This window comes from Undibacterium sp. 14-3-2, from assembly GCF_016595265.1.
Lineage (GTDB): Bacteria > Pseudomonadota > Gammaproteobacteria > Burkholderiales > Burkholderiaceae_D > Undibacterium > Undibacterium aquatile.
The window spans coordinates 319785-332545 of sequence record NZ_JAENGS010000003.1 but is presented as its reverse complement, the minus strand read 5'-3'; the positions used below and the strand labels follow the sequence as shown (position 1 = coordinate 332545).

The 12761-nt window shown below is 50.1% G+C and carries 13 protein-coding genes; 11 read left to right on the top strand and 2 right to left on the bottom strand.

Going from position 1 to position 12761, the window contains the following annotated elements; genetic code table 11:
- The first annotated feature begins 175 nt into the window (after window positions 1-175).
- Both Undi14_RS09430 and Undi14_RS09425 read left to right on the top strand, forming a co-directional pair.
- Entirely contained in the window at window positions 176-829 is a 654-nt protein-coding gene (locus tag Undi14_RS09430; RefSeq protein WP_370589935.1) for a Crp/Fnr family transcriptional regulator, read from the top strand.
- Window positions 826-1659 carry a Rossmann-like and DUF2520 domain-containing protein gene (locus Undi14_RS09425; protein ID WP_200179709.1) on the top strand — a complete coding sequence of 278 codons (834 nt, stop codon included), beginning with the start codon at window positions 826-828 and terminating at the stop codon, window positions 1657-1659. The genes Undi14_RS09430 and Undi14_RS09425 overlap by 4 nt, the downstream gene beginning before the upstream one ends.
- Here the strand turns inward: Undi14_RS09425 and Undi14_RS09420 are convergent.
- Together Undi14_RS09420 and Undi14_RS09415 are read right to left on the bottom strand one after the other, a co-directional pair.
- Window positions 1644-3104 carry a sensor domain-containing diguanylate cyclase gene (locus Undi14_RS09420; RefSeq protein ID WP_234030502.1) on the bottom strand — a complete coding sequence of 487 codons (1461 nt, stop codon included), beginning with the start codon at window positions 3102-3104 and terminating at the stop codon, window positions 1644-1646. The two genes, Undi14_RS09425 and Undi14_RS09420, sit on opposite strands and share 16 nt — an antisense overlap.
- Window positions 3105-3298: 194 nt before the next feature.
- Window positions 3299-3817 (bottom strand): glycine zipper 2TM domain-containing protein, encoded by a 519-nt coding sequence (locus Undi14_RS09415; RefSeq protein ID WP_200179706.1) that lies wholly within the window; start codon window positions 3815-3817, stop codon window positions 3299-3301.
- A 325-nt stretch (window positions 3818-4142) separates the two neighbouring features.
- Between Undi14_RS09415 and Undi14_RS09410 the strand changes: the two genes are divergently transcribed.
- From Undi14_RS09410 to metW, 9 genes are all read left to right on the top strand, one after another.
- Complete coding sequence (locus Undi14_RS09410) at window positions 4143-5156, top strand: AI-2E family transporter (RefSeq protein WP_200179704.1); 1014 nt, start codon at window positions 4143-4145, stop codon at window positions 5154-5156.
- Window positions 5157-5232: 76 nt separating this feature from the next.
- Complete coding sequence (locus Undi14_RS09405; RefSeq protein WP_186897619.1) at window positions 5233-5535, top strand: antibiotic biosynthesis monooxygenase; 303 nt, start codon at window positions 5233-5235, stop codon at window positions 5533-5535.
- Window positions 5536-5673: 138 nt separating this feature from the next.
- Window positions 5674-6972, top strand: a complete 1299-nt coding sequence (gene gshA, locus Undi14_RS09400) for a glutamate--cysteine ligase (RefSeq protein ID WP_200179702.1) — start codon at window positions 5674-5676, stop codon at window positions 6970-6972.
- Window positions 6973-7023: 51 nt separating this feature from the next.
- Entirely contained in the window at window positions 7024-7971 is a 948-nt protein-coding gene (gene gshB / locus Undi14_RS09395; protein ID WP_200179700.1) for a glutathione synthase, read from the top strand.
- Window positions 7972-8059: 88 nt separating this feature from the next.
- Window positions 8060-8467 (top strand): PTS sugar transporter subunit IIA, encoded by a 408-nt coding sequence (locus Undi14_RS09390; RefSeq protein ID WP_186897621.1) that lies wholly within the window; start codon window positions 8060-8062, stop codon window positions 8465-8467.
- 21 nt (window positions 8468-8488) lie between these two features.
- Window positions 8489-8758, top strand: a complete 270-nt coding sequence (locus Undi14_RS09385; protein WP_186884323.1) for an HPr family phosphocarrier protein — start codon at window positions 8489-8491, stop codon at window positions 8756-8758.
- 123 nt (window positions 8759-8881) lie between these two features.
- A complete protein-coding gene (gene ptsP / locus Undi14_RS09380; protein WP_200179697.1) occupies window positions 8882-10648 on the top strand; it encodes a phosphoenolpyruvate--protein phosphotransferase in 1767 nt (588 codons plus the stop codon).
- A 324-nt stretch (window positions 10649-10972) separates the two neighbouring features.
- The gene (locus Undi14_RS09375; protein WP_234030501.1) at window positions 10973-12124 is read left to right on the top strand and encodes a homoserine O-acetyltransferase; all 1152 of its coding nucleotides are present in this window, start codon (window positions 10973-10975) and stop codon (window positions 12122-12124) included.
- Window positions 12121-12729, top strand: coding sequence for a methionine biosynthesis protein MetW (gene metW, locus Undi14_RS09370; protein WP_186884326.1), 609 nt, complete (start codon window positions 12121-12123; stop codon window positions 12727-12729). Before Undi14_RS09375 ends, metW begins: the two co-directional genes overlap by 4 nt.
- Window positions 12730-12761 lie beyond the last annotated feature (32 nt).

Sequence of the window (12761 nt, the reverse complement as noted above, 5' to 3'; positions counted from 1 at the left end):
CTGGACGATTCTGCGTCAGTTCTGAATAATTTTTTGTTGATCAGATACTAGTTACTTGTACCCGCTGCGGCTGTCGTTTAACTGACAATCTGACGGAATGAACCAACTTTCGGTGGTGCGTTGCACAAATATGGCGAATATAAAAAGTGAACTGAAACAAGGCTTGGCAAAGACAATGTGGGCGCACATGCTGGCGCCGGATCATGTGCAAAAAGTCGAAGATGAGATCATCGAGCGCTTTATCCCGGCCGGTGGTTATGTTTGCCGAAAAGGTGATCCTGTCGATCATTGGATGGGAGTGCTCGATGGTTTTCTGAAAATGAGCAGTATTTCGCCCGAAGGAAAAACGGTCACCTTCAGTTGTATGCTGGCGGGCGGCTGGTTCGGCGAGGGTTCATTATTAAAAACTGAACCGCGCCGTTACGATGTCGTTGCACTGCGTGATACCCGCGTCGCGTATATGCCGCGCAGCACCTTCACTTTTTTGCTGGATAACAGTATTCCATTCAATCGCTTTCTCTTGCATCAGTTGAACGAACGGCTGGGCTTGTTTATTTCTTTGGTGGAATATGATCGCATGCTTGATCCGGACACGCGCGTCGCACGTTGTCTCGCAGCGATGTTCAATTCCTATCTGAATCCCGGCAGCAGTATGCAATTGCAGATATCGCAGGAGGAGATTGGCTATATTTCCAGCGTGTCGCGGCAACGAGCGAATCAGGCTTTGCAACTGCTCGAAAAGAAGCAATTGCTGTCCGTTGATTATGGCGGCATCACGATTTTGAATCTGGAAGGTTTGCGGCGTTATCCTGAACTGGTGAACGCATGAAGACCTTGGCGATAGTTGGTGCGGGTAAAGTCGGTCAGGTATTTGGCCGCTGCTTTCAGCAGCAGGCCGTGTTTTCAGTCACGCAGATATTGAACCGGACACTTACCAGCGCCCAGGCTGCCCGGACGTTTATCGGCGCCGGTGCTGCACTTGCCAACTTGCAGGAGTTAATCGCAGCGGATGTGTGGATGCTGGCGGTTGGTGATGATCATATTTCTGAGGTCTGTACTGCCTTATGCGAACGAGGACTGATCAATGAACATACCATCGTGTTTCATTGCAGCGGCTCGAAGGCATCCACAGAACTCGCAGCGGCGGCTGCATCAGGTGCTGCGGTTGCCAGTGTGCACCCGGTACGCAGCTTCGCAGATCCGCAAGCTGTGGCAGAGCAATTTTCCGGAACGATATGTAGTCTTGAAGGCGATCGCCGGGCGCTTGCTGTGTTGCTGCCAGCGATGCAGGCCATCGGTGCACAGACGGTTGAGATCAGCGCTGAATCAAAATTGTTGTATCACGCAGGCTCAGTGTTTGCCAGCAATTATCTGGTGAGTCTGTTGGATACAGCATTGCGCGCTTATCAGTCGGCGGGGATTCCATCTGAACTGGCGCTGGCAATGGCTGCACCGTTGGCGAGACAATCGCTGGAGAATGTCTTCACGCTGGGATCAGCCGCAGCACTGACCGGGCCGATCGCGCGCGGTGATATGACAACGGTCAGCAGGCAGCAGGCGGTCGTGGCGCAGTGGGATCCGGCTGCGGGAGATTTATATCAGGCATTCGTTACTCCCACTGTCGAATTAGCGGCCCGTAAACATCATTCAGAGAAATAGACGCTGTTACGCCCGTTGGCTTTTGCCTGATACAAAGCCTGATCCGCACGCTCAAATACACTATCCTCGGTTTCATTGCTGCGGCATTCTGCAACGCCCATACTGACAGTGACGCCGAGTCGTGTGCGGGTGAGGTCGGTGGTGCGCGAAAAATCATTGTTCTCAATGGTACTGCGCAGGTTTTCTGCGATTGAGGTTGCTTTTTCGAGTGTGCAGTTTTTCAGCAGAATAAGAAATTCCTCGCCGCCCCAGCGACAGAGCACATCGCTCTCGCGTAAGGAACGTTTCGCGATGGCGGCGATTTCTTTGAGCACGTGATCACCGACCAGATGCCCGTGTTTATCATTCACCTTTTTGAAAAAATCAATATCCAGCAAGATCGCACACATAGGTTGGCGTGTACGCTCGGCGTCGAGCAGGCTTTGCTGAAAGACGAAATCAAATGCGTGACGGTTCAGCAAATTCGTCAGAGAGTCCGTTGACGCTGATTTTTCCAGACGTTTCTGGTAGCGACGCACTGTGAGCAGAACCATGACCATGATCAGAATGGTGATGGTGGCGCTGATACCAAGATTCAGCAGGAACACATTCTGAATCGGCCTGATACCAGAATTCGCCTCTTGCTCCACCAGCAAATGCCAGCCCAATTCCGGAATATAGCGCGAGTTGACCAGTACGGTTCCATTGTCTCCCTGATATTCCAGATGCATGGATTCACTTTGGCGATTCGCCAGAATTTTCTCGGAGATACTCTGGATGCCACTGATCGTCTGGATGTTGTCGCCTCGTTTACTGAAATTACTTCCGGTCAGAGTGACTTTACCTTTCTGATCAGCGAAGTAAATCTGGCGATCAAAGCGTTTTTGATAGCTGTCAATCAGATGTTTCAGTGTATTCAGCGTCAGCCCTATACCGGTTGCGCCGATGAATTGACCCTGATAGTCAAGAATCCGGTAATTGACGAAGATCGTGACTGCGTCGTGATTGGCGAGATCCAGATCGACATTGGTTTCGTAGGCGGATTTGAGATTTTTTACACGAAAAAACCAGGTGTCACGCGGTTCGCCTTCTTTGATTTGCTTTAATAAGCCGTCAGCATGGTAGTAGTTGCGGGATTTATCTGAAATCAGAAAGCTGGATATCGCTTTATTCTTGAGTTTGATTTCTTTCAGATATTTCGTGATCCTTTCCTGCTCTTCTTCACCGTTGATGATCCAGTCGCGAACAAAAGTGTCATGTGCCATTTGCGAAGAAACGAAAACCGGTCGCAGTATGTCTTTTTGTATCTCAGAATAAACATTGTCTCCGGTGATAGGCAGTGTTTGTTCCGAAATTCCTTGTTGTATCGTATCGCGCGAGACGATATATCCGGCAACGGTGGTGAAGACAAAACCGGCAATCAGAAATAGAGATAGCCATACCAGCAGACCGTATTTTTTTAGCATGTTTTTCATGGACTGGAGACGGAGCGAATGCATTAAGTTTGGGCAAGATCATACTATAAACCCATGCTATTTCGGTCGGATATGCGCCGGAAATTACTTTCCATGTGGAAATGTTGACGAAAAAAATGCCGCAATTTGCGGCATTTTGTATTCAAGCAACGGTATTTAGCGATTTCTGCTGACGGTCAGACGGTTTAAGGACGAGGTGTCAGGGAAACGTGCAAGCGCAGACGTGAACCAGGATCATATGGCATGACTGAGGTGTAAGTCCGACCGTTGTACTCATAAGTGACGGCATAACCATTCGTACGGGTTTGCCAGCTATCGACGGTTCTGCATTGACGAACCGGGCGGCTCTCGTAACCTTGCTGACCATTGTTGCTATTGTCCATACGGTCACCAACCAGAGCGCCAGTAATTGCCCCCGCTGCAGCAGCAGCGATCTTACCGTTGCCGCCACCAACCTGACTACCGAGCAGACCGCCGGCAATACCGCCGATAATGCCGCCAGAGTTGCTGCGTTCTTGTGGACGTTGATAAGTCTCGTATTCAGTCCGGCAATCCTGACGTGGCATGTTGATCTGTTCAACTTGCGGTGTGACGTTAACGACGCGTGCATAATCCTCAAAATCAGCTGCCTGCGCAATGGAACCGGCACTGGTGATCGCCAGCAAAGCAGCGGCAGTGGAGAGTTGTTTCAGTGTGAATGTCATATATACCTCGATGCAAGTGATCATCAGTTCAGTTTAGTCCCCATTTAACGCAGCAGGTTCCGATAAGGACGACAAGAAATATGTAAATCTATGTTTCAGCCATGTTTCTGAACATTGCGTACAGATTCCAACGTAGGTTATCAGATCGCGCATAACGATGCTGGTCGCAAAAATATTGCCGGGGTGCCGATTAAATATCCTTGTTTTTACCGTCGCTGGATTCGCCTGCACTATGTTTTAATGCGCGTATTGTGGCAGTGACGCCATTTATTGGTCGGTGGTTTTGATGACGGCAGTGGGTCATCTCTTATAAAAAGGAATTCGCATGATGGTAACGCCAAAACTCAGTGCTTCAGTATATGCATCGTATATCGTTGTGGCTGTCAGTTTATTTTTAGTCTTGAAAGCGGGCTTGTTACTGGCTTTATTTTCCGGATTGCTGGTGTATTCACTGGTACATATGCTGACGCCGATGATTGCGCACCGCTTCAGTCATCGCCAGCCGCGCATGATTGCGGTCGCATTATTGTCCGCGATATTAATCGTCAGTTTGTTGCTGGCAACCTGGGGGGGTCATGTGTTTTTGCGCAGTGATGCCGGGAATTTGCATAATTTGCTGCAAAGACTGGCAGATATTCTTGAGTCATCGCGTAGTCAGGTACCGCTGTGGATGAGCGCCAATATTCCCGAAGACGTTGATGCGCTGCAGACGATGATTACACATTGGTTGCGTGAGCACGCGGGGGAGGCAAAATTGCTGGTACCGGAAGCTGGTCATCTGATTGTGCATTTATTGCTCGGGATGATCATCGGCAGCATGGTGGCCTTGCGCGATGCCAGTGGTGATAGCAATCACAAACCATTTGCTGCCGCGTTACATCAACGTATTGTCGCCTTTGCACAGATATTTCATAAAATTGTCTTCGCACAATTCAAAATTTCTCTGATTAATACGGTATTAACCGCGATTTATCTGCTCGTCATTCTTCCTGTGGCCGGCGTGCATCTGCCGCTGACCAAAACTATGATTGCGATTACCTTTCTGGCTGGTCTGATTCCGGTCGCTGGCAATATCATTTCTAATTCTGTGATCGTGATTGTTGCGTTATCACACTCATTGAATATGGCAATGGCTTCATTGGTCTTCATGATCGTAATTCACAAAGCGGAATATTTCCTGAATGCGCGCATCATAGGAGAGCAAGTCAATGCGCGGGCCTGGGAGCTATTGACTGCCATATTGGTAATGGAAACCCTGTTCGGTGTACCGGGTGTTGTCGCCGCACCGGTGTTTTATGCGTATCTGAAGAAGGAATTGAGTGATCGCGGCTTAGTCTGATTTTTACCCGTTTGGTGCCATAATAGGATTCTGCAACAGACACTTCAGACATTTCATTGTAAATAAAGAGCTAAACATGATTCTCGAACTTGCCGACATCCGCATTCACCCAGGACAACAAGAACAATTTGATGCTGCCATTCAGCGTGGGCTGGATGAAGTCATTTCCCAGGCCAAAGGGTTCAGCGGTTTTAAAGTGAATAAGGGGATAGAGTCCCCTGAACGCTATGTCCTGATGATTTTTTGGGAAACACTGGAAAATCACACGGTAGATTTCCGCGAATCTCCGGCCTTTTTGCAATGGCGCTCTATCGTTGGTCCGTTTTTTGCGGCACCACCAACTGTGGAGCATTTCAGCCTGCTGACAAAATCATCCTGAATTCCGTAGGGATATTCCTTGGCTTGACTTGATTCTCTTCGTTTCACCCCAAGCTAAGAGAGTCTTAAAAAGCCGGCACGCTCCCCAGATATTTGCGAAAGCTGCCGGCGACTCAGGCAGCTTATCAAAAAGGTCACTATGGTTCCGCATCTTGTCACGGCTCTCAACGGGCCACTGCACGATCTCGAAAAGAAAATTCTCGAGGCGACTCCCGCCATCGAACGCTGGTTCCGTCTGGAGTGGCAGGAACATACGCCGCCATTTTACTGTTCCGTCGATTTACGCAATGCAGGATTCAAATTAGCCCCTGTCGATACCAATTTATTTCCGGGTGGATTTAATAATCTGGCAACAGAAATGCTGCCATTATCAGTGCAGGCAGCAATGGCGGCGATAGAAAAATATTGCCCGGATGCTAAAAACCTGCTGCTGATCCCGGAAACCAATACGCGCCATCCCTTTTACTTGCAAAACATTGCCCGCCTGATGCAGATATTCCGTCAGACTGGTCTGAACGTGCGCCTCGGTTCTTTATCTGCAGATATTACCGAACCGACGCCGATTGATCTGCCGGATGGCGGCCAGCTGATACTCGAGCCTCTCGAGCGCTCCGAAAATGGCCGTCGGCTGGTGCTGAAAAATTTTGATCCGTGCACCATCGTTCTGAATAACGATTTGTCGGCAGGGATACCGGCGATTCTGGAAGAGCTCAATGAGCAAACCTTGTTGCCGCCGCTGCACGCGGGCTGGTCTATGCGCCGCAAGAGCAATCATTTTTCGTCGTATGATGAAGTCGTGAAAAAATTTGCCAAACTGGTCGACATTGATCCTTGGATGCTCAATCCGTTTTTCACCAAAGTCAACGGCATTAATTTTGATGATGGCACAGGCGAAGACGCGCTGGTCGCCGCAGTCGATACGATACTGGCGAAAATCCGTAAAAAATACAAAGAGTACGGCATTAAAGAAAAACCGTTCGTGATCGTCAAGGCGGATGCCGGAACCTATGGCATGGGCATCATGACGGTGCATCATTCCGACGAAGTGCGTGAACTGAACCGTAAACAGCGCAATAAAATGTCCGTCAATAAAGACGGAATTGCAGTCACTGATGTGATTGTGCAGGAAGGTGTGTACACCTTTGAGCAGATCAAAGATTCCGTCGCTGAACCGGTCGTCTATATGATCGATCGCTATGTCGTCGGCGGCTTTTACCGCGTGAACGAAGAGCGTGGCATTGATGAAAATCTGAATGCGCCGGGGATGCAGTTTGTACCGCTGGCTTTTGCCCAGCAACATGCGGTGCCAGACATGAAAGCAAAACCGGGCACAGCAGCGCCGAATCGTTTTTACATGTATGGTGTGGTGGCGCGGCTGGCATTGCTGGCGGCTTCATTGGAGCTGGAAAAAACAGATCCTGATCCCGAAATCTATTAATTGGCCCACCGGCTTGTCGCCGGTTTGCCGTCATTTTCTTTAAAAATTGCCATGAAAATCGCCTTTCTGACTGACCCGCTGTCGCAGTTCAAGACTTATAAAGATTCCACTTTTGCGATGATGCGCGAGGCAGTCAGGCGAGGTTACACGGTGTATGCGTTTGGCCCGGCAGACATGGCGCTGGAAAATGGCAAAGTGGTTGCCAATATCAGCCGTATCACCTTGACCGGTGACAGCGAAGACTGGTATCGCGCCGAAGCACCTCAGGCATTGCCGCTAAGTGCTTTCGATGCTGTATTGCAGCGTAAAGATCCGCCGTTTGATATGGAATATATCTACGCGACTTATTTGCTGGAGCTGGCGGAACAACAGGGCGCACGCGTCTTCAACAAACCGGCAGCGATACGCAATCACAATGAAAAACTGAGCATTGCGCAATTCAGCCAGTTTACCGCACCGACGTTGGTGACCCGCGATGAGCAGCGTATCCGCGCGTTTCACCGCGAACATCAGGACATTATTCTGAAGCCGCTCGATGGCATGGGCGGCGCCGGTATTTTCCGGATTCGTGCCGATGGCATGAACCTGGGTTCCGTGATCGAAACGCTGACGCTCAATGGCAGCCGTACCATCATGATCCAGCGCTATATTCCCGAGATCGTCAATGGTGATAAACGTATTTTGCTCATCGGTGGCAAGGTCGTGCCATTTGCGCTGGCGCGGATTCCGCAAAATGGCGAAGTGCGTGGCAATCTGGCGGCCGGTGGTGTTGGCGTGGCGCAGGAATTGTCGGCGCGCGATCTTGAGATTGCGCAGACTTTGGCGCCGCAGCTTTATCAAAGAGGCTTGTTGCTGGTAGGATTAGACGTGATTGGCGATTGCTTGACCGAAGTCAATGTGACCAGCCCGACCTGTTTCCAGGAAATTACGCAGCAAAAAGGCGTGGATGTGGCCGCGATGTTTATTGATGCGCTTGAAACAGCCGTTTCAGGGCGTTAATATACTCCCCGGGGTATGTCGTAACCCCCTAATGAAATCAAGGAGAGTAAGTGCAAATTGACACATACTCCCTCTATTTTGAGAAATTATGGTTGGAATACTGTTGATGACCCACGCGCCGTTAGGCTCGGCATTTATCCAGGCTGCAGCCCATGTTTTTCGCGGTATGCCGGAGCGCCTGGAAGCGATCGATGTGATTGCCGATCAGAACACCGATGACGTGCACCGTCTGGCGCTGGAAGCGGTACAACGACTCAATGACGGCTCCGGCGTGCTGGTGATGACCGATATCATGGGTGGAACGCCATCCAATTGCTGCCGCCAGCTGGGCGAACCCGATCAGGTTGCCACCATTGCCGGTATCAGCTTGCCGATGTTGTTGCGGGCGATTACTTACCGTAATGACGCGCTCGATGTGGTTGTGGAAATGGCACTCGCGGGTGGTCAGAATGGCGCGCTGCGGATTGATAACCGTATCCGGCTGTCACCGAATTAATCAAGGAGTTGAAAGTAGAGCATGATCCAACAAGAAATTGAAATTGTGAACAAACTTGGTCTGCATGCGCGCGCATCGGCCAAATTTACGCAACTGGCCAGTAAATTCAAAAGTGAAGTCTGGGTGACACGCAATGGTCGCCGTGTGAATGGCAAGTCGATCATGGGCGTAATGATGCTGGCGGCGGGTAAGGGCAGCAAAATCATGCTGGAAACCGATGGTGCCGATGAGCAGGAATGCTTTGATGCCATCGTCAACCTCGTCAATGATAAGTTTGGTGAAGGCGAGTAATGATTTTTTCCGCGCAGACCATGTGAAGTGTTCCAGGTGCGATGGTTCTGCAGTGTTGTATCCGTTTGCTCATTTTCCTGAAGGCAGGTGAGTAAAGACAATTAAGAACATGGGGCACGAGGCATGGCATCATTTACATTGCAAGGCATCCCTGTTTCACGCGGTATCGCGATAGGTCGCGCGCATTTATTGCGTCCGGCTGCGCTGGATGTGAAGCATTATCTGGTTGCGCAGGAATTAGTCGAAGCGGAAGTACTGCGCCTGCAAAACGCAATTGCGCAAGTCCACGTTGAATTACAGGCGATCTGGGCCGATCTGCCGCAGGATGCACCGACCGAGCTCGGCGCTTTTCTGGATGTACACGCTCTCATTTTGTCCGATCCCATGGTATCGGAAGCCCCGCTCGATATTATCCGTACCCGCCATTACAACGCCGAATGGGCGCTCGTGACTCAGGTCGATGAGCTGTCGGCGCAGTTCGATGAAATCGAAGACGATTATCTGCGTGAACGCAAAGCCGATATTCAGCAAGTCGCCGAGCGGGTGTTGAAAGTGCTGACCGGCTCCTCCAGCCAGGTTCCTTCTTCCGATGGGATAGATGAGCGCACCGCCAACATGGTCGTAGTCGCCAGAGATATTTCTCCGGCAGATATGATGCAATTCCGCGATGTCGCTTTTACCGGGTTTGTCACCGATGAAGGCGGGCAGAATTCGCATACCGCAATCGTGTCGCGCAGTCTTGGTATTCCTGCCGTGGTCGGGATGGGGAATGCTTCGCAACTGATAGAACAGGACGACTGGCTGATCATCGATAGCGATGCTGGTGTGGTCATCGTTGCGCCGCCGACGATGGTGCTGGAACAATATCGTGAACGTCAGGCGCTGCTGCTCAAACAAAGAAAAAAACTCTCCAAACTCAAAAAAACCCCGGCGATCACTCAGGATGGGGTTGAAATTACCTTGCTGGCAAACATTGAATTGCCGGGCGATGCTACACCTGCGCTTGAGGCTGGCGCTAGTGGTGTTGGCCTGTTCCGTTCTGAATTCCTGTTTATGGAGCGTAGCGGCGAACAGCATCAGTTACCGAGCGAAGAAGAGCAGTTTGATGCTTATCGTAAGGCGGTACTTGGCATGAAAGGCCGTCCTGTCACCATCCGCACTTTAGACGTGGGTGCTGACAAACCACTGGAAGCGGCTGAACACAATATTCTGAATCCTGCCTTAGGTTTGCGGGCAATACGCTATTGCCTGGCTGAGCCGCAACTGTTTCTGACGCAATTACGGGCAATCTTGCGTGCGTCTGCGTTTGGGCCGGTCAAAATTCTGATTCCCATGATGGCGCATGGATTTGAAATCGAGCAGACCTTGCAACTGATCGCGCAGGCCAAGAAAGAACTGACGGCAGAAAAGAAAGAATTTGATGCGGACATACCGATTGGTGCGATGATAGAAATTCCCGCTGCTGCGCTGGCGCTGCCGATGTTTGTTAAAAAGCTCGACTTCTTATCTATCGGCACGAATGATCTGATCCAGTACACGCTGGCAATTGATCGCGCCGATCACGAAGTTGCACACTTATACGATGATTTACATCCGGCGATTTTGCAGTTATTGCAGATCATCGTCAGTACGGCAGAAAAAGCCGGGATTCCTTTGTCGATTTGTGGCGGTATGGCAGGCGATTTGCGCCTGACCCGCTTATTGGTCGGAATGGGGTTCCGGGAGTTATCTATGCCAGCGGCGTTGTTACCAGAGATTAAACAGGCGATTCTGAATACCCGGTTTGACACCTTGCAACCATATGTGAAAAAGATCTTGCGCAGCTATGATTCTGTTGTGATACAGGAAACGCTGGGTAATATGGAAGCGCTTGGCAAAACGCTGCATTGAAGCCGACTAGGTTTGACGATGAGGCTGGAGTTCGTTATCCTTACCGACTTATTCCAAATCTCATTAAATACGATAACGTCGTTGCTGTGCCCTCGCCGTGCTGAAGCACTGTCTGCGGACACGCGCCTTGTTCTCCTATTTAATCAGAATTGGAATGAAATACAGGCGCCGATTTGAAAATCAGCTTGCGGGCGCGGTCTGGACAATTTCCGGACAATAAATACGGCTAAAGCGAGCTTGAATGCAGCTTTCCTTCCTTCACATTCAGCCCTTCTTTTAGCCTTCCTTAGTTTTTGAACGAGAATTTTCTCGATGGAAGAGTGTATGTCAGCCTTACCAAGATCCGTTGGTGCCGTGACACCACAGGCGTTTCAATTTGAAGCACCGTTGCCTTTACAAAGTGGTGCATCAATTGCCGGTTATACCTTGATGGTGGAAACCTATGGCAGCTTAAATGCAGATAAATCGAATGCCGTACTTATTTGTCATGCCTTGAATGCATCTCATCACGTCGCAGGTTACTACGCCGACCAGCCAAAGAACGTGGGATGGTGGGACAACATGGTCGGCCCGGGCAAACCGGTGGATACCAACCGTTTTTTTGTGATCGGCGTCAATAATCTTGGTTCCTGTTTTGGCTCCACCGGCCCCATGCACACGAACCCCGCCACGGGCAAACCTTATGGCGCTGATTTTCCGGTGGTTACCGTAGAAGACTGGGTCAACGCGCAGGCGCGTCTGGCAGATGTTATGGGGATAAAGCAATTCGCTGCGGTCATGGGCGGCTCGCTTGGTGGTATGCAGGCGCTGGCGTGGAGTATTTTGTACCCGGATCGTTTGCAGAACTGCGTGGTAATCGCATCGACGCCAAAACTGTCGGCACAGAATATCGCGTTTAACGATGTGGCGCGACAGGCGATATTGACCGATCCGGATTTCCACGGCGGTGATTTTTATGCACATGGCGTCGTTCCGCGCCGTGGCTTAAGAGTGGCGCGCATGATAGGTCATATCACCTATTTGTCGGATGACGATATGGCCGAAAAATTCGGACGTGATCTGAAGTCGGATGATTACCAGTTTGGCTACGGCGTTGATTTTGAAATTGAATCTTATCTCCGCTATCAGGGCGATAAATTTTCAGATTACTTTGATGCCAATACGTATTTGCTGATCACCAAAGCGCTGGATTATTTTGACCCGGCCCGCCATACCGATGGCGATCTGACCAAAGCGCTGGCGGCAACTAAAGCACAGTTTTTACTTGCCTCATTCACTACCGACTGGCGTTTTGCGCCTGAGCGTAGCCGTGAAATTGTGAAGGCCTTAATCAGTAACAAGCGCACCGTCAGCTACGCTGAAATTGATGCGCCTCACGGACACGATGCATTCCTGCTGGACGACTCCCGTTATCTGAATCTGGTTGCGGCGTATTTCGATCGCATTGCGACAGAACTGAAAGGAGTGTCAGCATGAATTTTTCAGAATTAAACCAATTACGTCCCGATCTGGCTTTTATTGCCGACTGGATTCAGCCGCAGTCACAAGTATTGGACGTGGGTTGCGGTGATGGCGTCATGCTTGATTATCTGCAAACCGACAAACAATGCAGCGGCTATGGCATAGAAATCGCGGATGACAAAACACTTGCCTGCGCGAAACGTCATATTAATGTGATACAGCAAGACATGGAAAATGGTCTGGGCATGTTCGATGACAATGCATTTGACACCGTGTTGTGCTTATCGTCGTTACAGATGATGAAGCATGTAGAACCTTTGTTGCGTGACATTGCCCGCGTCGGTCGTGAAGCCATCGTCTCTTTTCCGAATTTTGGTTATTGGCCGCATCGCACCGCATTATTGCTGGGGAAAATGCCTGTATCGAAATCCCTGCCATATCAATGGTATGACACGCCTAACGTTCGTTGTGCAACGATTTATGATTTCGCCGATCTTGCCAACGAAGTCGGTCTGGAAGTCATGCAATGTGTTGCTCTGCATGAAGGTCAGCCAGTGAATTTTTTACCGAATTTGCGTGGCAGTCTGGCGGTGTTCAGGTTGCGTAAGCGTCAAGCTTAGTGTTTAAGAGATCGATTCGGGCAAATAGCGAT